Below are 20,281 nucleotides of genomic sequence, written 5' to 3' on the forward strand. Positions count from 1 at the left end.
GCCCCCGCGCCGTCCGTACCCCTCGTGCGCTGCCGCTGCTGTCGCACTCCGTGCACCGTCGCGGCCCGCCCGTGTCCGCCGCCACCCCGGCGGCCTGACCGGTTCGGGTTCCATTCGCGTACGGACATGACGGAGAAGAACAAGCATGAGCAAGCGCAACAGCCCTGAAGCCAAGCGTGCGGCCCGTGAGCGGCTGCGCGCCGAACGGGAGCGGCAGGCGAAGAAGGAGCGGACGCGGCGGCAGCTGCTGGTCGGTCTCACGGTGGTCGCGGTGCTGGTCGTGGTGGCCGGCATCGGCGTCCTGGTCGCCAAGCTGAACGACAAGGACACCGGCGACGACATGGCCGTCACCACCGCCGGTGCCAAGGCGGAGAAGACCGTCGACGTCTACGAGGACCTGCGCTGCCCGGCGTGCGCCAGCTTCGAGCAGGCGATGGGCGAGCAGCTCCAGAAGGGCGCCGAGCAGGGCAAGTACAAGCTGCGCGTCCACCTCGGCTCGATCATCGACGACAACATGGGCGGTTCCGGCTCCCGGAACGCCGCCCGCGCGCTGGGTGCCGCCAAGGCGGTGAGCGTCAAGGCGTTCGCCGAGTACAAGCAGGCGCTGTACTCCAAGAAGTGGCACCCCGAGGAGCAGGACGACAAGTTCGCGGACAACGCCTACCTGCTCAAGGTCTCGGACACGGTCCCCGAACTGAAGGACAACAAGACGTTCGAGAAGGCCGTCAAGGGCAAGAAGTACAACAAGTGGGCCAAGGACATGATCGCCGGCTTCAACGGCGCCGAGATCCAGGCCACCCCCACCGTCAAGATCGACGGTGAGCAGGTCCAGCCGCAGGACCTGCCGGGCAAGCTCAAGGACATGGGCGTGGACCTGAAGTCGGGCTCCGGGGGCGAGAAGAAGCAGTAGCCCGGCGGGACGGGAGCGCGGCGGGGTTCCGGGCGGAGCCCGTGCCGGTCCGGTATTGCGCACGAGGGGCGGACCGCATCACCGATGCGGTCCGCCCCTCTTCCTTACCGCTGCGTAACATGACCGCCCGTGACTACTGGAGACTCCGCCACCACCGAACAGGCCCTGCCCGAACAGGCCCTGCCCGAGCGCGCGCTGCCCGCGCCGCGCCGCCGCTCCGTCGTCGCCGCCGGTGCGGCCGGGGCCGCGCTGCTGCCGCTGGCCGGTGCCGTACCCGGGGCCAGCGCCGAACCCGCCCCGCGGCAGCCCGCCTTCCTGCACGGTGTCGCCTCGGGCGACCCGCTGCCGGACGGCGTCCTGCTGTGGACCCGGGTCACCCCCGAGCCGGAGGCGACCCCCGGTTCCGGCAAGGGCGCCCCCGTCGAGGTGGCCTGGGAGGTCGCCGAGGACCGGGAGTTCGCCAGGACCGCCGCACGCGGCACCGCGAAGGCGCGGGCCGCCGCCGACCACACCGTCAAGGCCGATGTGCGCGGACTGCGCCCGGCCACCACGTACTACTTCCGCTTCACCGCCGGAGGTGTCCACTCCCCCACCGGGCGCACCCGCACCGCGCCCGCCGAGGACGCCGCGGTGGCCGGGCTCCGCTTCGGCGTGGTCTCGTGCGCCAACTACGAGGGCGGCTACTTCGCCTCCTACCGCCACCTGGCCGCCCGCTCGGACCTGCACGCGGTGCTGCACCTGGGCGACTACCTCTACGAGTACGGGCACGGCGAGTACCCCGCCGGCGACACGGTCGTGCGCGCCGTGCGACCGGAGCACGAGACCGTCTCCCTGGCCGACTACCGCGTCCGGCACGGCCACTACAAGACCGACGCCGATCTGCGGGCCCTGCACGCGGCCCACCCCCTCATCGCCATCTGGGACGACCACGAGTTCGCGGACAACGCCTTCTCCGGCGGCGCGGCCAACCACACCCCTGGCACCGAGGGCGACTGGGGACGGCGCATGGCGGCGGCCAGGCAGGCCTACTTCGAGTGGCTTCCGGTACGCCCCTCCACCGCGGGCACCACCTTCCGGCGGCTGCGCTTCGGACAACTGGCCGACCTGCACCTGCTGGACCTGCGCTCGTTCCGCGACGCACAGCCCCGGGTGGGCGACGGGGACACCATCGACGACCCGGACCGCACCCTTACCGGGCGCCGGCAGCTCGACTGGCTGAAGAAGGGGCTGCTGTCCTCCACGGCCCGCTGGAAGCTGGTCGGCAACCCGGTGATGATCTCCCCGGTCGCCTTCGGCTCCGTCCCCGCGAAGCTCCTCGGCCCGCTCGCCGCGTGCCTGGGCGTCCCGCAGGAGGGGCTGGCCGTCAACACCGACCAGTGGGACGGGTACACCGACGACAGACGCGAACTCCTCACCCACCTGTGCGACAACCGCATCACCGACACCGTCTTCCTCACCGGCGACATCCATATGAACTGGGCCAACGAGGTGCCCGTGCGGGCCGCCGACCACCCGCACGAGCCGCCGGTGGCCACGGAGTTCGTCATCACCTCCGTCACCTCCGACAATCTCGACGACACCCTGCACGTGGCGCCCGACACCCTCTCCGGCGTCGCCGAGGCGGCGGTACGCGCCGCCAACCGCCATGTGCGCTGGGTGGACATGGACTCGCACGGATTCGGAGTGCTGGACCTGGACGCCGCGCGGGCCCAGATGGACTACTGGGTGCTCTCCGACAAGACCGACCCGGACGCCACCGCCACCGTGCGCCGCTCCTACCGCACCGCCTCCGGCTCGCAGCGGGTCGAGCGGAGCGAGGAGCCCGTACGCCTCACCCCATGACAGCCCGTACGCCTCACCCCATGACAGGGGGAACCCGGGGGCGGCGCGGACAGGTCATCGACCCGCGCTTCGCACTGCTGGAGCGGCTGGGACCCGGGGGATGGGCACCGTCTGGCCGCCCCCGGGGCTCGGACGGCTACAGCGTCTCCAGGAAGCCCAGCACCGTCCGCCAGGTGCGCTCCGCCGCGTCCTTGTCGTAGTCCTCCAGCTCGGCGTGCGTGTACAGGTGGCCGACGGCCGGATAGCGGTGCACCTCCACGTCCGCGCCGGCCCGCTGCATCCGCAGGTACCAGGCGGTCAGCCAGTCGTGCGGCTCGAAGGCGTCGGGGTCCCCGACGTGGAGCTGGACGGGCAGGTCGTCGACCGCGGCGTCCTGAGGGATGTCGGAGGTCCCGGACAGGAGGACCAGGCCCCGTGCCTTCTCGTCCGCCAGCGCGAGGGTCTGGGCGAGGGAGCCGCCCAGCGAGAAGCCCGCGTAGACCAGCCCCTTCTCCGCGTGCGGTGCCGCGGCCTTCACGGCCCGCTTCAGCAGCTCGTCGCGGTCGGGAGCGGTGTCCTCCTCGCGCATCCGCATCCCCTCCTCCACCGACGCGGCGGTCCGCCCGTCGAACAGGTCGGGGGTGATCACCTCGTGCCCCGCGGCGCGCAGCCGGTCCGCGGCGGCGTGCACATCCGCGGTGAGCCCGCACACGGAGTGGAAGAGGATGATCGAAACGGGAGCCACAGTGTCACTTCCTTCACAAAGAGCCCCGCTGAGAGCTCTGGAGCCGGGTACTCCACATGGTGCCAGGTACGGTCGTCCCCTGGCCCCGGACGGCCGTACGCGCGACCGTCCTCCTTCCCCCGGCGGCCGGCGAGAAGGCCGCGGGAGAGCCCTAGGAGAAAGGCGACCATGGAGAACGTGCTCCGGCCCGTCATCGTCTTCGGTGGCGCGATCGTGCTCTCGTACGTGCTCGCCTGGGCCGTCGACCGCCTGCTGGTCCGGCTGGACGTGCGGCATCCGGAGACCCCGATGTGGGGGCTGCTGCGCAGCGGCCGCGTTCCGTTCCAGGCGGTGCTCTTCGTCGCGCTGGTGAGCGGTTTCTTCGACGCCACCCATCTGGCCAAGGACCACCGGGACGGTGTGGACCTGTGGCTGACGGTCATCCTGATCGCGGCCTCGGCCTGGCTGATCCTCCGGGTCGTCGCCGCGATAACGGAGACGATCGCCGCCAAGTACGCGGGCGCCACCCACGACCCGGCGCGGGGACGGCGCGTCCGCACCCAGCTGACGTTGATCCGGCGCCTGATCACCGCCGTGGTGACGGTGATCGCGGTGGCGGCGGTGCTGCTCCAGTTCCCCGGTATGAAGACGTTCGGCACCTCGATGCTGGCCTCGGCCGGTGTGCTGGGCATCGTCGCCGGTATCGCCGCCCAGGCGACACTGGGCAACCTGTTCGCGGGGCTGTCGATCGCGTTCGGCGACATGGTGCGGATCGGCGACGAGGTCGTGGTGGACGGCGAGATGGGCACGGTGGAGGAGATCACCGTCTCCTACCTGGTGATCCTGACCTGGGACGAGCGCCGGATCACGATGCCGGTCTCGTACTTCACCAGCCGGCCGTTCGAGAACTGGTCGCGCGGCGGCCCGCAGATGACCGGCACGGTCTACCTCCACCTGGACCACACGGCCCCCGTCGAGGAGCTGCGCGCCAAGGCCGAGGAGCTGGTGCGGGCCAGCGACGAGTGGGACGGCCGCAGCTGGAGCCTGGTGGTGACCGACACCACGCCCTCCACGATCGAGGTCCGGGTCGCCATGACCGCCCGCACCTCGGACGACCTGTGGACGCTGCGCTGCTCGGTGCGCGAGCAGCTGATCACCTGGCTGAAGACCTACCACCCGGAGGCGCTGCCGGGCATCCGCCACATCCAGCAGGAGAAGCTGGTCTGAGCACCGGGGGCGCCCGGAGGGGCACTCCGCCACCGCCCCGGTGAGGTCAGATACCCCGGAAGCTGCGCACGTCCAGCTGGTGCAGCACCCGGTCCACGACCTCCGGGTCCACCCCGGCCTCGCTCCGCGCCGCGAGCACCTCGTGCCGGGCGGCGGACAGCAGCTCGCCCTGGAGCCGGCGCAGCTTCTGCGCGCGGGCCACGCGCTTGCGGTGGGCGGCGCGGCGCTCCTCGTCGACGATGTCGGGGGAGATCCTGGCTCCCACGTCCCAGGCCCGCCGCACCAGCGCCTCGGAGACCTCCTCGGGCAGGTCCTCGACCTCCTCGATCTCCCGCAGCCGCCTGCGGGCCGCCTTGGCCACCCGCAGGGCGAGCTGCCGTTCCAGCTCGCGCTCGGCGGCGCTGTCGGCCTGGACGTTCAGCCGCTGGACGAGCCAGGGCAGGGTCAGACCCTGGAAGATCAGCGTGACGATCACCACGGCGAACGCGATGAAGATGATGGCCTCCCGGCCGGGGAAGGCGCCGCCCCCGGCCTCGGGCTCCACCGTCAGCGGGACGGCGAGCGCCAGCGCCACCGAGGCCACTCCGCGCATCCCCGACCACCACACGACGACCGTCTCGCGCCAGTTGCGCGGGATGTCCTCGTCGAGGTCCTTGCGCTGGTGCAGCCGCTGGGCCAGCCACGCGGTGGGCAGCAGCCACAGCAGCCGCAGGACGACGACCACGGCGACGACCGCGAGCGCGGCGGGCAGCAGCTGCCGCCACTCGTCCTGGACCGTGTCGAAGATCGTGTGCAGCTCCAGCCCGATCAGCCCGAAGGCGACACCGGTCACCAGGGTGTCCACGATCTGCCAGAACGTCTGCCCGGCCAGCCGCCCCTGGACGTCGTCCGCGTCCACGGCGCGCCCGGAGGCCAGGTAGAGCGCCGTCATCAGCACGGCCAGCACACCGGAGCCCATCAGCTCCTCGGCCAGCACGTAGGAGGCGAACGGCACCAGCAGCGTCAGCCCGGTCTGGAGGGTGGCGTCCCCGAGGTAGCCCATGAGCTTGCTGGCGACCCAGCCCAGCGCGAGGCCGACGGCGACGGCGACCACGCAGGAGAGCACCAGTTCCCCGGCGGCGACCGGCAGCGAGAAGGTGCCCGTGACGGCGGCGGCGATGGCCACGTGGTAGAGGGTGATGGCCGTCACGTCGTTGAAGAGTCCCTCGCCCTCCAGTGCGGAGACCAGGCGCCGGGGCAGTCCCACGGTGCCCGCGACCGCCGTGGCGGCGACCGGGTCGGGCGGGGCGACCAGGGCGCCCAGCGCCACGGCGCCGGCCACGCCGAGCCCGGGCACCAGCGCGTTGGCGACGGCGGCCACCGCGGCGGTGGTGACGAAGACCAGCGCGACGGCCATCAGGAAGATCGGCCGCTTGTTCGCCGCGAACTGCCGCCAGGAGGTGCGCTGGGCCGCCGCGTAGATCAGCGGCGGCAGCACCAGCGGCAAGATGTACTCCGGTGGCAGCGTGACGTTCGGGACGGACGGGATCAGCGCCAGGACCCCGCCGAAGATCGTCATGAGCACCGGTGAGGGGAGGTTGACCTTGTCCCCCAGCGGGACCATGACGACGGCGGCGAGCAGCAGGGCGAAGAAGAGGGCGAGCTGATCCATGGATCAGGCGCTCTCGGCGCGCACCCTGTCCAGCGCGGCCTGGAGGTCCGCGGGGTAGGCGCTCTCGAACTCCGCCCAGCGCCCGTCCCCCGGGTGTTCGAACCCGAGCCGTACGGCGTGCAGCCACTGGCGCTCCACCTTCAGCCGCTTGGCCAGCGTCGGGTCGGCCCCGTAGGTGAGGTCGCCCACACAGGGGTGCCGGTGCGCGGCCATGTGCACCCGGATCTGGTGGGTGCGGCCGGTCTCCAGCTTGATGTCGAGCAGGCTGGCGGCCCGGAACGCCTCGATCAGGTCGTAGTGGGTCACCGAGGGCTTGCCGTCGGAGGTGACGGCCCACTTGTAGTCGTGCTGCGGGTGGCGGCCGATGGGGGCGTCGATGGTGCCGCTGAGCGGATCGGGGTGGCCCTGGACGAGCGCGTGGTAGCGCTTGTCGACGGTGCGCTCCTTGAACTGCCGCTTGAGGAGCGTGTAGGCACGCTCCGACTTGGCGACGACCATCAGCCCGGAGGTGCCCACGTCCAGCCGGTGCACGATGCCCTGCCGCTCGGCGGCGCCGGAGGTGGCGATGGTGTACCCGGCGGCGGCCAGCCCGCCGATGACGGTGGGCCCGCTCCAGCCGGGGCTGGGGTGCGCGGCGACACCGACCGGCTTGACGATCACGACGAGGTCGTCGTCGTCGTGCACGATCTCCATGCCCTCGACGGGCTCGGCCACGACCCGTACCGGCTGGGCCTGCTGGGGCATCTCGACCTCGAGCCACGCCCCGCCCTGCACCCGGTCGGACTTGCCCGCGGGCGCCCCGTCCAGCAGCACCTTCCCGCCGGCGGCCAGTTCCGCCGCCTTGGTCCGCGAGAAGCCGAACATCCGGGCGAGCGCGGCATCGACGCGCTCGCCTTCGAGGCCGTCGGGTACGGGCAGGGTGCGGGTCTCAGGAAGCGTGCTCACCTGATCGAGTATGCCGGACGCACCCGTACGGCCCCGCACGCCCACGCCCCGGGCGGCTCACCCGCGCGGCCCGCCCCGGCGTGCGTGCCCCGCGCGCCGGGCCGACCGTGTGACGGGGAGGACACGCCTCGGGGCCGCGAGCGAATGCGGAGGGACGAAGCCGATGACGCCGCGCAGGACGCCGAAGCACTCCGCGCTGGCGCTGGTCACAGCCTTGGCCACCGCCTGCCTCACCCTGGCCCCGGTCCGGGTCGCCGCCGCGGAGGGCATCGCGGGGCCGTGCGCCATAGAGCCCGGCCCCGGCACCGACGAGGGCCCCCTCGACCCGGCCTTCGTCCACCCCCGGGGTCACAAGCGGGCGCTGATGCTGATGGTCGACTTCAGCGACCGCCCGGCCGTCTCCCCGGCCCGCGAGCGCGCCCGCTTCTTCTCCCGGTACGGCGACCGCTTCCTCGACCGCGCCTCGTGGGGGAAGTACCGGCTGGAGATCGCGCCCAGCCCCCACTGGATACGCATGCCGCGGCCGTGGTCCTCCTACGGGATCACCCGCGGCATCCCCACCGCTGTGATGCGCGGCTACGTGAAGGACGCGCTGGAGGCCGCGCGGCGTCAGGGCACCGAGGTACGGGGCGCCGATCTGGTCTTCGTCGTCGCCGACCGCAACATCCCCGCCGCGCCGACCGTCTCCCAGGCCCACACCTTCGACGGACTGGAGGCGGGCGGCACCCGGGTGCGCGGGGCGGCACTGATCTTCGGGCGCCGGTCCGACTCGGCGCTGTGGCAGCGCGGCAACTTCGTCCACGAGGCCAACCACCTCTACGGCCTGCCCGACCTCTACAACGTCGCCGAGAACGCCTCGGTGGAGTACGTCGGCGGCTGGGACACCATGAGCATGGCCGGGATCTCCGACCTGCTGGGCTGGCACAAGTGGAAGTTCGGCTGGCTGTCCCGTTCCCGCGTCGGCTGCGTCACCGCGCCCGGCACCACCGAGCACCGCCTGCCGCCCATCAGCTCCCGCGAGGCGGGCATCGCCGTCATACGGACGGGCCGCCACAGCGCGATCGTCGCCGAGACCCGCGGGCGCTCCGGACTCGACAGGGACATCTGCGCGGAGGGGGTGCTCCTCTACACCGTCGACTCCGCGACCCCCACCGGTGAGGGCCCGGTCCGTGTCGTCGACGCCCGGCCGCACAGCGGCGGCGGACAGGCGTGTGCCGACCGGCTGCCCGCCGAGCTGGCCGAGATGTCGGACGCCCCCTTCACCCCGGGCCGGAGCCACACCTTCCGAGGCGGGATACGGATCACGGTGACCGGGGCGGCCGACGACGGCTACCGGATACGCGTCCACGTCCCCGAGAAGGTGGGCCGGTAGCCGCCCGGACCGGCCCGGCGGCCGGCTCCGGCGACGGCTCGCAGGCCGGTCAGTCCCGGTGGACGGTCCCGTCCGGGTCGAGGCCGCGGAAGGAGAGCAGCACGATCAGGACACCGCCGCAGACGATGGCCGAGTCGGCGAGGTTGAAGACCGCGAAGTGCCGGGGGGCGATGAAGTCCACGACCGCGCCCTGGAAGACCCCCGGGGCCCGGAAGATCCGGTCGGCCAGGTTCCCGCAGGCGCCGCCCAGCAGCATCCCCAGCGCGATGGCCCAGGGCAGGCTGTAGAGCTTCCGCGCGATCCGCGCGATCACCACGATCACGGCCACCGCGATGGCGGTCAGCAGGATCGTCAGCGCCTCGCCGATGCCGAAGGCGGCGCCGGGGTTGCGGATGACGTTGAGTCGCAGCCAGGAGCCGAGCAGCTCGATCGGCGCGTGGTTCTCCAGCTCGGCGACCACGACCAGCTTGCTGACCAGGTCCAGCACGAAGGCGAGCGCGGCCACCGACACCAGCACGGCGATCCGCCGCCTGCGCCTCCCGGGAGCGGCCGACTCCCCCTCCGCGCGCTCCTGTTCGTCACTCTCCGCACCGGCCGGGCCGTCGTCGGGGCTGTCGATAGGCCGCTCCACCTCAGTCACGCCTTGAGGGTACGACATGCGCCAGGGGCCGGGTTCAGCGGCGCTCCTGCTTCTGCTTGCACTCCACGCACAGCGTCGCTCGGGGAAAGGCCTGCATCCTGGCCTTGCCGATCGGCCGGCCGCAGTTCTCGCACAGGCCGTAGGTCCCCGCGTCCAGCCGCTCCATGGCCCGTTCGGTCTGGTACAGCATCTCGCGGGCGTTGGCGGCCAGCGCCATCTCGTGCTCGCGCGTGATGTTCTTGGTGCCGGTGTCGGCGTCGTCATCGCCCGCCCCGTCGCCCGAGTCGCGCATCAGACCGCTGAGCGCCTCGTCGGCGGTCACGATCTCGGCGCGCAGCCGTTCGACCTCGTCCCGCAGTCCCGAGCGGGCCTCCTCGACCTCCGCCGGGGTCCAGGGGTCCTCGTCCGGGCGCACGGGCAGTTCGCCGGGGGCCGCGGCCCCACCGTTCCGGGCCGAGGGCACGGCCTCGGCCTGCGCCGCCGCCGGAGTCTTCTTCGCAGCCACCGTCTTGGCTCCCGTCGTCTTCTGCGCGGCCCGCCCGGCGGACGCCTCCTGGGCGCCGTCCCGCCGGCCGGCGGCCGCGTCGGCCGCTGTCTGTCGCGCCGCGGCCTTCTTCGCCGCGGCCTTCTTCGCCGGAGCTTTCTTCGCCGGTGCCTTCTTCGCCCCCGCTTCCGCCCCCGCCTTCTTCGTCGCCTTCTTCGTCGCCTTCCTGGCGGCCGCCTTCTTCCCCGGCGCCTCCTCGCCCGCGGCCTTCCCGGCCGCCGCGGCCTCGGTCGTGGCCTTCTTCGACGCTGCCGTCTTCTTCGCGGCGCTCTCCTCAGCCACCATGACCGCGGCCCCTTCACATTTTGTGATCTTGCTCGCGAAACGTGACCGGAACGATAAATCGACTCCAAGGGCACGGCAACGGGGCACGCCGGTCTGCAACCTTTGTGCCCCGCCCGGGCGCTCGAAAACCGCTCCGCCGCCGCGCGTGGATCCCCGTACACTGGGGGCGGCGAAAGGCGATGAAGGGGACGAGTAGCGCCCGTAGGCAGCCCAGAGCGATCCGGGGGCGGTGGGAGCCCGGAGGCGAGCGCGGCGTGAAGATCACCCCGGAGCCGCCGGAAGAAAGCCCCGTGGAAACCCCTGTGGAATCCGTGGAGCGAGTAGAACCGGCAGCGCTGTCCCAATGAGGGGGCGGAGGGGCCGTATCCGGGCCCGCCGCCAAGGAGGGTGGTACCGCGGGCTGGCCGGCCAGGCAGGCGAGCTCGTCCCTCCGACGGTAGTGAAGGCGCGTGACGTCTTCTCGATGTCCGCCGGAGGAAGAAGACCCGACGATGCAGTACAACCAGGTGCCCGCCCAGGTCGACCTGCCCGCGCTGGAGCGGGCGGTGCTCGACTTCTGGCGCGAGAGCAAGGTGTTCGCCCGCAGCCTCCAGATGTCCGAGGGCCGTCCCGAGTGGGTCTTCTACGAGGGCCCGCCCACGGCGAACGGCATGCCCGGCGCCCACCACATCGAGGCCCGCGTCTTCAAGGACGTCTTTCCCCGGTTCCGCACCATGCGCGGCTACCACGTGGCCCGCAAGGCCGGGTGGGACTGCCACGGGCTGCCGGTGGAGCTGGCCGTCGAGAAGGAGCTGGGCTTCAACGGCAAGCAGGACATCGAGGACTACGGCATCGCCGAGTTCAACGCCAGGTGCCGTGAGTCGGTCACCCGGCACACCGACGCGTTCGCCGAGCTGACGACCCGCATGGGCTACTGGGTCGACCTGGACGACGCCTACCGCACGATGAACCCCGAGTACATCGAGTCGGTGTGGTGGTCGCTCAAGCGGATCTTCGAGAAGGGGCTGCTGGTCCAGGACCACCGCGTCGCCCCCTGGTGCCCGCGCTGCGGCACCGGCCTGTCCGACCACGAGCTGGCGCAGGGCTACGAGACGGTCGTCGACCCCTCCGTCTACGTCACCATGCCGCTGACCTCCGGCCCGCTGGCCGGCGAGGCGTCGCTGATGGTGTGGACGACCACGCCCTGGACGCTGGTGTCCAACGTGGCGGTGGCCGCACACCCCGATGTCACCTATGTCGTCGCCTCCAACGGCACCGACAAGATCGTCGTCGCCGAGCCCCTGCTGGACAAGGCGCTCGGCGAGGAGTGGCACATCACCGGCCAGCGCTACACCGGCCGCGAGATGAACGGCTGGCACTACCAGCGCCCCTTCGAGCTGGTGGACATCCCCGGCGCCCACTTCGTCGTCAACGACACCTATGTCACCACCGAGGACGGCACCGGCATGGTGCACCTGGCGCCCTTCGGTGAGGACGACTTCCGGGTGGCCCGCGCCAACGGCATCGAACCCGTCGTCCCGGTCCGCGCCGACGGCACGTTCGAGCCCGGGCTGGACCTGGTCGGCGGCCAGTTCTTCAAGAAGGCCGACGAGGCCCTGGTCGCGGACCTGGACGCGCGCGGCCTCCTCTTCCGGCACGTGGCCTACGAGCACAGCTACCCCCACTGCTGGCGCTGCCACACGGCCCTCATCTACTACCCGCAGCCGTCGTGGTACATCCGCACCACGCAGATCAAGGAAGCACTGCTGCGGGAGAACGAGGCCACCAACTGGTTCCCCGAGTCCGTCAAGCACGGCCGCTACGGCGACTGGCTCGACAACAACGTGGACTGGGCGCTGAGCCGCAACCGCTACTGGGGCACCCCGCTGCCCATCTGGCGCTGCGAGGAGGGCCACCTCACCTGCGTCGGCTCGCTGGCCGAACTGAGCGAGCTGTCCGGCAGCGACCAGTCCGGTCTCGACCCGCACCGCCCCTACATCGACGCGGTCACCTTCGGCTGCCCGGCCGAGGGCTGCGACCGCACGGCCACCCGCGTCCCGGAGGTCATCGACGCCTGGTACGACTCGGGCTCGATGCCGTTCGCGCAGTGGGGCTACCCGTACAAGAACAAGGAACTGTTCGAGAAGCGCTACCCCGCGCAGTTCATCTCCGAGGCCATCGACCAGACCCGCGGCTGGTTCTACACGCTGATGGCCGTCGGCACCCTCGTCTTCGACAAGTCGTGCTACGAGAACGTCGTCTGCCTCGGCCACATCCTCGCCGAGGACGGCCGCAAGATGTCCAAGCACCTGGGCAACATCCTGGAGCCCATCCCGCTGATGGAACAGCACGGCGCGGACGCGGTGCGCTGGTTCATGGCCGCCGGCGGCTCCCCCTGGGCCGCGCGCCGGGTCGGGCACGGCACCATCCAGGAGGTCGTCCGCAAGACCCTGCTGACCTACTGGAACACCGTCGCCTTCCAGGCCCTGTACGCGCGCACCGGCGGCTGGGCGCCCTCCGAGGCCGACCCGGCGCCCGAGCGGCGCCCGCTGCTGGACCGCTGGCTGCTCAGCGAACTGCACGCCCTGGTCGACCAGGTCACCATCGCCATGGACGCCTACGACACCCAGCGCGCGGGCAAGCTGCTGTCCACCTTCGTCGACGACCTGTCCAACTGGTACGTGCGCCGCTCCCGCCGCCGCTTCTGGCAGGCCGACGCCGCCGCGCTGCGCACCCTCCACGACGTCATCGAGACGGTCACCAAGCTCATGGCGCCCCTCACCCCGTTCATCACCGAACGCGTGTGGCAGGACCTGATCGTCCCCGTCACCCCCGGCGCCCCCGACTCGGTGCACCTGTCCTCCTGGCCCGAGGCCGACCTGTCCCGGATCGACCCGGAACTCTCCCAGGACATGCTGCTGGTCCGCCGCCTGGTGGAGCTGGGCCGCGCCTCGCGCGCCGAGTCCGGTGTCAAGACCCGCCAGCCGCTGTCCCGCGCACTCATCGCCGCGCAGGGGTTCGAGACGCTCTCCCCGGAGATGCGCGCCCAGATCACCGAGGAACTCAACGTCGAGCAGCTCGCCTCGCTGTCCGAGGTGGGCGGCTCGCTGGTCGACACCACCGCCAAGGCCAACTTCCGGGCACTGGGCCGCCGCTTCGGCAAGAACACCCAGACCGTCGCCAAGGCCATCGCCGAGGCCGACGCCGCCGCGCTGTCGGTCGCGCTGCGCCAGGGCACCGCCTCCGTCGAGGCCGACGGCGAGACCATCCCCCTCAGCCCCGAGGAGGTCATCATCACCGAGACCCCGCGCGAGGGCTGGTCCGTGGCCTCCGACGCCGGCGCCACGGTCGCCCTGGACCTGGAGATCACGCCCGAGCTGCGGCGTACGGGGCTGGCCCGGGACGCCATCCGGCTCATCCAGGAAGCCCGCAAGAACTCGGGGCTGGATGTCGCCGACCGCATCGAGCTGCGGTGGCAGTCCACCGACGAGGAGGTCGCCCGCGCCCTGGCCGAGCACACCTTCCTCATCGCGGAGGAGGTCCTCGCCACGGACTTCGCCCAAGGCGACCCCGAGGAACTGGAGGGCCCCTCCTTCGAGGACGAGGGCCTCTCCCTCACCTTCCGCCTCCGCAAGGCGTAAGGCGGGGGCGGGCTGTTTCTCTCCCCTGCCCCGCCCCTCCCCCGGTTTCCGGGGAAGGGGCGGGGCAGGGGGAATGGCACCCCCACCACAACGGGCCGGGCCCGAGAGCTGGAGTCGCTCTCGGGCCCGGCCCGTTGATACCAGGTTCAGCGTGTCAGCTGTCGTCCTCGTCGATGAGGAAGCCCCGCATCGGCGAGGGCGCCTGCTGGGCCTGCGGCCCACCCTGCGGCCGCACCGGCGCCATCGGCTGCGTCATCGCGGGCGACATCTGCTGCTGCCCGCCGTACGACTGCCCGGCTCCGCCCTGGGTGTGCGGGCCCTGGCCGGGACCGCCGTGACCGCCCATGGAGTGGCCGTTGGCGCCCATCGACTGGTGGCCGCCCATGGTGCCGCCGCCACCGGTGGCCGCACCCGCGGGCGCGCCGGCCGAGGCCATGGAGGGCGTCGGCGCGGGCAGCGAGGCGGTCGCCGGCGTCCGCGGGGGGGCCAGCGAGTCGTCGGCCTGGTTCTCCAGCTGCCGCAGCTGGCTCTCCAGGTACGACTTCAGCCGCGTACGGTACTCGCGTTCGAAGCCGCGCAGGTCCTCGACCTTGCGCTCCAGCGTGGCGCGCGCGGACTCCAGGGAGCCCATCGCCACGCGGTGCTTCTCCTGCGCGTCCCGCTCCAGCGCGTCGGCCTTGGCGCGGGCGTCCCGCTCCAGACCCTCGGCGCGGCTGCGGGCCTCGCCGACGATCTTGTTGGCCTCGGAACGGGCCTCGGCGATCGCCTGGTCGGCCGTCTGCTGCGCCAGCGACAGCACGCGCGCGGCGCTGTCGTTGTTCTGGCCGGGCATCTGCGGACCGCCCTGCGGGCCACCGGGACCCATCGGACCGCCCTGCTGCGGACCGGGGCCGCCGGGGCCCATCGGACCGGCCTGCGGACCCGGGCCGCCGGGGCCGCCGGGCCCACCGGGGCCCGCGGGGAGCTGCGCCTGCGCTCCGGGAAGCTGCGGCGGACCGCCCATGCCCTGCTGTTGGGGCGGGACGGGCTGCGGTCCGGATATGGCGGCGGGCACGGGGGCCCCGCCTTGCTGCTGCCTGTCCTGAGGTTCAGGAGGCTTTCGCATGCCGCCCTGTTGCTGGTTCTGCGCGGCCGCGCGTGTGGCGGCCGCCAGCTTGGCGCGCAGATCCTCGTTCTCGCGCAGCAGTCGGGTCAGCTCGGCTTCGACCTCATCGAGGAAGGCATCGACCTCGTCCTCGTCATAGCCTTCACGCAGACGGACGGTCGTGAACTGCTTGTTCCGCACGTCCTCGGGGGTCAGGGGCATCTCTTCACCTCAACGTAAGTCGTCGGCATACCGGCAAGACCATTCCGATCGTTCACAGCCTGGCCACGACGTTGATCAGGATGTAGACGATGATCATGAGCACGAAGAAGGACAGGTCTAGTGCCACGCCCCCGAAGCGCAGCGGTGGGATGAACCGCCGCAAAAGCTTGAGTGGCGGATCGGTGACAGTGTAGGCGGCCTCCAGAACGACCACCATCGCCTTGCCGGGTTGCCATGAGCGGGCGAACTGGAAGACGTAGTCCATCACCAGCCGGAAGATCAGCACGAGCAGGAAGCAGTACAGCGCGATTTGGACCACGTCCAATGCGGTTCTCATCTGCGCTTCCCTCTCCCCTGGGGTGCTCGTGCGGCCTTCCGGCCTGTTCCTGGATCCTGCCTGTCTCAGCTCTGGTTGAAGAACCCGCCCTCCGCGATGCGGGCCTTGTCCTCCGCCGTGACATCGACGTTAGCAGGAGACAGCAGGAACACCTTCTGCGTCACTCGCTCGATACTGCCGTGCAGACCGAAGACCAGACCAGCCGCAAAGTCGACAAGTCGCTTCGCGTCGGTGTCGTCCATCTCCGTCAGATTCATGATCACCGGAGTGCCCTCACGGAAGTGTTCCCCGATGGTACGGGCTTCGTTGTAGGTCCGGGGGTGCAAAGTGGTGATCCGGTACGGCTCACGTTCGGACACGACCTTGGGCATGATCACCGGGGCACTCTTCTCGACGTTCGGGCGTTCAGGTGTGATGGATGACACCGGGGCGATTCTCCCTGGTCGTCCACTTTCGGCAGCAACTGCCGGAGTTGGCTCCTGCTCACGCTCCCGTTGCGCCGGCGGGTGAACGACCCGCACCGGTTCGTCCGGTTCGGTCTTCTGGAGGGAATGATGTGACTCTTCCGACTCGTACCGCCGACGGTCGCGTTCGGGCTCGGGCTCGGGCTCGAACTCGTCGTCGGGGTCGAACCCCCGGCCGTCGTACCCATCGTCCTCCACGAGGCCGAGGTAGACCGCCATCTTGCGCATCGCGCCGGCCATTCTCTGCGTCCTCCGCTCTGTGGTGGATCGACTCCGCCCCCGTCAACGGGTGGCCCTGGGATGATCCACGCGCCCTCTCCGACCGGCCTTTTCCGGCGGAAATGACCATATATTCTGCTGTGGCCCAACTCGCTTGGCGACGTTACCGGAGCCGGGGGCGCTGTCCGAGTACCGCGCTGCCGACGCGCACATGTGTCGCACCGGCGAGCACCGCCTCCTCAAGGTCCGCGCTCATCCCCGCCGAAACCATCGTCGCAGCAGGATGCGCCGCCCGCAGGGGGGTTGAGATTTCCCTCAGCCGCTCGAACGCCTCCCTCGGCCGCCCGGCGAGCGGGCCGGTCAACGGCGCGACGGTCATCACTCCGTCGAGCCGCAACCCCTGAGCCGCCGTCACCGCCTCCGCGAGATCCGTCACACCGTCCGGCGCCACACCGCCGCGCTCCCCGACCGAGCCCGACTCGGCGTCGAACGCGACCTGGAGGAGGCACCCGATCTCGCGCTCCGCGCGGACGGCGCCGTTCGCCAGGGCGGTGACCAGCCGGGGCCGGTCCACCGAGTGGACACGATCGGCGTAACCGGCCACCGAGCGCGCCTTGTTGGTCTGCAACTGCCCCACGAAGTGCCAGCTCAGCCCCGCGTCCGCGCAGGCGGCGGCCTTCGGTGCCGCCTCCTGGTCGCGGTTCTCGGCGACGTCCACCACCCCCAGCTCGGCCAGCAGCCGGACGTCGGAGGCCGGGTAGGTCTTGGTGACGACGATGAGGGTGACGTCCTCACGCTTGCGCCCCGCCGCGATGCAAGCGCTCTCGATGCGCTCCTCCACCCGGGCGAGGTTGGCGGCCAGCTCGGCCCTGCGCGCCGCCTCGGGCGTTCCGGAGGACTCCTGCGACTTCGTGCCCGTCACTGCTCAGCTCGCCTCGATCCAGACATAACTCGCAAGTCTTCCGGTGGTCTTGTCCCGGCGGTACGAGAAGTGATCACCCGATTCCAGGGTGCATACGGAAGACTGTTCCCATCTTGTGACACCCGCCTGGGCGAGCTGCGCCCGCACTCCGGCGGCCATGTCCACGGCCGGGGTGCCCTGCCTGGTGGTGGCGTACGCCTCGGGGACGGCCGCCGCGACCTCGGCACGCATCGGCTCGGGCACCTCGTAGCACCGGCCGCACACCGCCGGGCCCGTGCGCGCGACGATGCGCTCCGGTACGGCGCCCAGTTCCACCATCGCCTCGACCGTCGCACCCGTCACCCCCGCCTGGAGTCCGGGCCGCCCCGCGTGCGCCGCGCCCACCACTGCGGCGACCGGGTCGGCCAGCAGCACGGGGGTGCAGTCGGCGGTGAGCACGGCGAGCGCGAGCCCCCGGCGCGCCGTCACCACCCCGTCGACACCCGGCGCGTCCGCGCCGAACGGCGCATCCACGACCGCCACCTCGCGCCCGTGCACCTGGTGCATCCACACCACCTGGTCGGGCGACAGCCCGAGCGCGCGGGCGACCCGCGCCCGGTTGGCCCGTACCGCCTCGGGGTCGTCACCGACCGCACCGCCGAGATTCAGCTCCTCATACGGAGCGGCGCTCACCCCGCCCCACCTGTCGGTGAAGGCGAAGTGCGCGCCGCTGACCGTCTCTTGCGCGGTTATCACTTCAGGAAGTCCGGCACATCCAGCTCTTCCGCCTGGCTGTCGTGGTACGGGCGGGCCGGCGGCACCTGCGGGGTGGTCGGCGGAGGCGGCGGCACGTCGCTCACCGGCGACGGCTCCGGACGGGGCGGCACCTCCTCCTCACGCGGCGGGGCCACCGAACCGAGGCCGCTGAAGGAGGGGCGCTCCGGCTCGGGATCCACGGTGGAGGAGGGCTCGTCCTTGAAGGACGACGACGGGGCCGAGGAGCCGGCGGACGACGCGCCGAGCGCCTTCTCCCCCTTCTTGGACGGCGGCTGGCCGCCGTCGAAGCCCGCGGCGATGACGGTGACCCGGACCTCGTCGCCGAGCGCGTCGTCGATGACGGCGCCGAAGATGATGTTCGCCTCGGGGTGGGCGGCCTCGCTCACCAGCTGGGCGGCCTCGTTGATCTCGAACAGGCCCAGGTCCGAGCCGCCGGAGATGGACAGCAGCACACCGCGCGCCCCGTCGATGGACGCCTCCAGCAGCGGGGAGGAGATGGCCATCTCGGCGGCGGCCACCGCGCGGTCGTCCCCGCGGGCCGAGCCGATGCCCATGAGGGCCGAGCCCGCCTCCGACATGACGGACTTGACGTCCGCGAAGTCGAGGTTGATGAGGCCGGGGGTGGTGATGAGGTCCGTGATGCCCTGGACACCGGAGAGCAGCACCTGGTCCGCGGACTTGAAGGCGTCCAGCACGCTGACCTGGCGGTCCGAGATGGACAGCAGCCGGTCGTTGGGGATGACGATCAGGGTGTCGACCTCGTCGCGCAGCCCCGCGATGCCGTCCTCGGCCTGATTGGCCCGGCGGCGCCCCTCGAACGTGAAGGGGCGGGTGACCACGCCGATGGTGAGGGCGCCGAGCGAGCGGGCGATGTTCGCCACGACGGGCGCGCCACCGGTGCCGGTGCCGCCGCCCTCGCCCGCGGTCACGAAGACCATGTCGGCCCCCTTGAGGACCTCCTCGATCTCCTCGCGGTGGTCCTCGGCCGCCTTGCGGCCGACGTCCGGGTTGGCGCCGGCGCCCAGGCCGCGCGTCAGCTCACGGCCCACATCGAGCTTGACGTCGGCGTCGCTCATCAACAGGGCTTGCGCGTCAGTGTTGATCGCGATGAACTCGACGCCCTTGAGACCGACCTCGATCATCCGGTTGATGGCGTTCACGCCACCGCCGCCAATACCGACGACTTTGATGACTGCGAGGTAGTTCTGCGGTGCTGCCACGTCGAAGGCCTCTCGCCTCGAGTTACGTATCCCTGTGGGGCGGTTCGAACGCCGACCCGAACCCTAAGTGTGAAGTTTAGGGTTACCAGTGCCTGTCTTACTTGGACTCTTCGCAACGGACACTAAGTCGACAAGTGCTGGGTGTTCAACGAACACGCCGAACCTCCCGTTTTTCTTTTCACCCTATGTGATCAGGCCAAGCGGTAGCCATCCAGGGTGCTCACCAGCAGGTATGCCCGTCAACTGACGCGCCCACCGGACCGGGAGACTCCAGCCGTTCGCCGAGTCCCCGGGTACAGCCCCCCGAATCGGAGACCTCCGCGCGCTCGCCGACCCCTGCCGGGGGTACGGGGGTTGTCCCCCGGGAGAACGCAGCATCAGGCCAAGCGGTAGCCATCCAGGGTGCTCACCAGCGGCTATGCCCGTCAACCGGCACGGCCGCCGACCGGTAGGGGATCAGACTGGTCATGAGAGGCGGCCCCGGTCAACCGACACGGCCACGGGAGCGCCGCACCTCAGCCGTTCGCCGAACCCGGGCCGGGACGCGGGGGTTGCCCCGTACCGGAGGCGACGGTGTGTCAACTCTTGCCAGCGGCCGGAGCGCTGGGGGCTGTGACGTCGAAGTGCGTGGCGCCCCTGGCGGCTTTCAGCAAGGCGGTCAGCGCGGTGGCTTTCGCCTTGCCGCGCTCCGGACTTCCCCACCGCACCGTTCGGCCGCCCGTCAGTTCCAGGGTGATGTCGTCGTAGGAGCGGACCCGCACAAGACGGGTGGCGCGGTGGACGGGAGGGGGAAGTGCGGTACCGACCCGCGCCGCCTCCCGGCGCAGCCGCGCCGTCGTGAAGGAGCGTTCGGCGGCGCGCCTCTTCGGTTCCACGACGAGAAGCGGAACGCCTTTCGGCGGCTTGCCGACTGTGGCGAATCGCACGCCTTGCGCATCCACTTCGATGTACTTCCCGGCACTCTCCACGACCAGCTCGGGCCGGCGCTCGGTCACGGTGAGGGTGATGCCGTGCGGCCAGGAGCGTTCGGCGGCCACGTCGCGGACGCGCGGCAGCGCCTCCCGTACGCGCCGCTGCACGGCTCCCTTGTCGACGCTGATGAGCGGCTCCCCGAGGGGGACCGCTGCCGCGCGGGTGACCTCGGAGTCGGTCAAGACGCGTGTCCCGTCGACGGAGACGCTCTCGACGCGCAGCCACGAGGAGCCATAGAGGGCCCAGGTGGCGAATCCGCCGAGCGGCAGGGCGAGTGCCAGGAGGAGGACGAGCAGGCGGCGGCGCCGCAGCCGGGCCGCGGACACGGCCCCGGGCGAGGGGGGCG

At 71.4% G+C, this 20,281-nt stretch carries 17 protein-coding genes; 5 read left to right on the plus strand and 12 right to left on the minus strand.

Features of this window, described 5'->3' with window-relative positions:
* The first annotated feature begins 145 nt into the window (after nt 1-145).
* Together FM076_RS07980 and FM076_RS07985 are read left to right on the plus strand one after the other, a co-directional pair.
* Nucleotides 146-910 carry a thioredoxin domain-containing protein gene (locus FM076_RS07980; RefSeq protein ID WP_173869231.1) on the plus strand — a complete coding sequence of 255 codons (765 nt, stop codon included), beginning with the start codon at nt 146-148 and terminating at the stop codon, nt 908-910.
* A gap of 180 nt (nt 911-1,090) precedes the next feature.
* Nucleotides 1,091-2,752: an alkaline phosphatase D family protein gene (locus FM076_RS07985; protein ID WP_173874588.1), complete on the plus strand. Its 1,662-nt coding sequence runs from the start codon at nt 1,091-1,093 to the stop codon at nt 2,750-2,752.
* Between the two features lie 136 nt (nt 2,753-2,888).
* Here FM076_RS07985 and FM076_RS07990 read toward each other — a convergent pair whose 3' ends face one another.
* Nucleotides 2,889-3,476 carry a dienelactone hydrolase family protein gene (locus tag FM076_RS07990; RefSeq protein ID WP_173869232.1) on the minus strand — a complete coding sequence of 196 codons (588 nt, stop codon included), beginning with the start codon at nt 3,474-3,476 and terminating at the stop codon, nt 2,889-2,891.
* Between the two features lie 168 nt (nt 3,477-3,644).
* Between FM076_RS07990 and FM076_RS07995 the strand changes: the two genes are divergently transcribed.
* Entirely contained in the window at nt 3,645-4,682 is a 1,038-nt protein-coding gene (locus FM076_RS07995) for a mechanosensitive ion channel family protein (protein WP_173869233.1), read from the plus strand.
* A gap of 46 nt (nt 4,683-4,728) precedes the next feature.
* Here the strand turns inward: FM076_RS07995 and FM076_RS08000 are convergent, their stop codons facing one another.
* Together FM076_RS08000 and FM076_RS08005 are read right to left on the minus strand one after the other, a co-directional pair.
* Nucleotides 4,729-6,333, minus strand: coding sequence for a Na+/H+ antiporter (locus FM076_RS08000; protein WP_173869234.1), 1,605 nt, complete (start codon nt 6,331-6,333; stop codon nt 4,729-4,731).
* 3 nt (nt 6,334-6,336) lie between these two features.
* Complete coding sequence (locus FM076_RS08005) at nt 6,337-7,278, minus strand: RluA family pseudouridine synthase (RefSeq protein WP_173869235.1); 942 nt, start codon at nt 7,276-7,278, stop codon at nt 6,337-6,339.
* 163 nt (nt 7,279-7,441) lie between these two features.
* Here FM076_RS08005 and FM076_RS08010 point away from each other — a divergent pair, with 163 nt between their 5' ends.
* On the plus strand, nt 7,442-8,650 hold the full coding sequence (locus tag FM076_RS08010) for a peptidase M6 (RefSeq protein WP_173869236.1): 1,209 nt from the start codon (nt 7,442-7,444) through the stop codon (nt 8,648-8,650).
* A 49-nt stretch (nt 8,651-8,699) separates the two neighbouring features.
* On the opposite strand, the gene lspA is transcribed toward FM076_RS08010, so the two are convergent.
* Together lspA and FM076_RS08020 are read right to left on the minus strand one after the other, a co-directional pair.
* Nucleotides 8,700-9,290, minus strand: coding sequence for a signal peptidase II (lspA, locus tag FM076_RS08015; protein WP_428814731.1), 591 nt, complete (start codon nt 9,288-9,290; stop codon nt 8,700-8,702).
* Nucleotides 9,291-9,324: 34 nt separating this feature from the next.
* Nucleotides 9,325-10,119, minus strand: a complete 795-nt coding sequence (locus tag FM076_RS08020; RefSeq protein WP_173869238.1) for a TraR/DksA family transcriptional regulator — start codon at nt 10,117-10,119, stop codon at nt 9,325-9,327.
* A gap of 491 nt (nt 10,120-10,610) precedes the next feature.
* Between FM076_RS08020 and ileS the strand changes: the two genes are divergently transcribed.
* Nucleotides 10,611-13,739, plus strand: a complete 3,129-nt coding sequence (gene ileS / locus FM076_RS08025) for an isoleucine--tRNA ligase (protein WP_173869239.1) — start codon at nt 10,611-10,613, stop codon at nt 13,737-13,739.
* Nucleotides 13,740-13,893: 154 nt separating this feature from the next.
* On the opposite strand, the gene FM076_RS08030 is transcribed toward ileS, so the two are convergent.
* The 7 genes from FM076_RS08030 to FM076_RS08060 form a co-directional block, all read right to left on the minus strand.
* Complete coding sequence (locus FM076_RS08030) at nt 13,894-15,045, minus strand: DivIVA domain-containing protein (protein WP_173869240.1); 1,152 nt, start codon at nt 15,043-15,045, stop codon at nt 13,894-13,896.
* A gap of 52 nt (nt 15,046-15,097) precedes the next feature.
* Nucleotides 15,098-15,382, minus strand: coding sequence for a YggT family protein (locus tag FM076_RS08035; RefSeq protein ID WP_173869241.1), 285 nt, complete (start codon nt 15,380-15,382; stop codon nt 15,098-15,100).
* A 65-nt stretch (nt 15,383-15,447) separates the two neighbouring features.
* On the minus strand, nt 15,448-16,086 hold the full coding sequence (locus tag FM076_RS08040; RefSeq protein ID WP_173869242.1) for a cell division protein SepF: 639 nt from the start codon (nt 16,084-16,086) through the stop codon (nt 15,448-15,450).
* 142 nt (nt 16,087-16,228) lie between these two features.
* Complete coding sequence (locus FM076_RS08045) at nt 16,229-16,987, minus strand: YggS family pyridoxal phosphate-dependent enzyme (protein ID WP_173869243.1); 759 nt, start codon at nt 16,985-16,987, stop codon at nt 16,229-16,231.
* A 3-nt stretch (nt 16,988-16,990) separates the two neighbouring features.
* Entirely contained in the window at nt 16,991-17,722 is a 732-nt protein-coding gene (gene pgeF, locus FM076_RS08050; protein ID WP_173869244.1) for a peptidoglycan editing factor PgeF, read from the minus strand.
* Nucleotides 17,719-18,963, minus strand: a complete 1,245-nt coding sequence (ftsZ, locus tag FM076_RS08055) for a cell division protein FtsZ (protein ID WP_173869245.1) — start codon at nt 18,961-18,963, stop codon at nt 17,719-17,721. The genes pgeF and ftsZ overlap by 4 nt, the downstream gene beginning before the upstream one ends.
* Before the next feature lie 578 nt (nt 18,964-19,541).
* On the minus strand, nt 19,542-20,281 hold a 740-nt coding region (locus FM076_RS08060), incomplete at its 5' end, for a cell division protein FtsQ/DivIB (RefSeq protein WP_173869246.1).

The organism is Streptomyces albus subsp. chlorinus, assembly GCF_013302895.1.
Taxonomy (GTDB): Bacteria; Actinomycetota; Actinomycetes; order Streptomycetales; family Streptomycetaceae; genus Streptomyces; species Streptomyces chlorinus.

Excerpts from the sequence above, each read along its gene's own strand:
- FM076_RS08040 (WP_173869242.1), bottom strand. The coding sequence starts at position 16,086 with ATGGCCGGCGCGATGCGCAAGATGGCGGTCTACCTCGGCCTCGTGGAG.
- FM076_RS07995 (WP_173869233.1), top strand. The coding sequence starts at position 3,645 with ATGGAGAACGTGCTCCGGCCCGTCATCGTCTTCGGTGGCGCGATCGTG.
- ileS (WP_173869239.1), top strand. The coding sequence starts at position 10,611 with ATGCAGTACAACCAGGTGCCCGCCCAGGTCGACCTGCCCGCGCTGGAG.
- FM076_RS08035 (WP_173869241.1), bottom strand. The coding sequence starts at position 15,382 with ATGAGAACCGCATTGGACGTGGTCCAAATCGCGCTGTACTGCTTCCTG.
- FM076_RS08020 (WP_173869238.1), bottom strand. The coding sequence starts at position 10,119 with ATGGTGGCTGAGGAGAGCGCCGCGAAGAAGACGGCAGCGTCGAAGAAG.
- FM076_RS07980 (WP_173869231.1), top strand. The coding sequence starts at position 146 with ATGAGCAAGCGCAACAGCCCTGAAGCCAAGCGTGCGGCCCGTGAGCGG.
- FM076_RS08030 (WP_173869240.1), bottom strand. The coding sequence starts at position 15,045 with ATGCCCCTGACCCCCGAGGACGTGCGGAACAAGCAGTTCACGACCGTC.
- FM076_RS08000 (WP_173869234.1), bottom strand. The coding sequence starts at position 6,333 with ATGGATCAGCTCGCCCTCTTCTTCGCCCTGCTGCTCGCCGCCGTCGTC.
- FM076_RS08010 (WP_173869236.1), top strand. The coding sequence starts at position 7,442 with ATGACGCCGCGCAGGACGCCGAAGCACTCCGCGCTGGCGCTGGTCACA.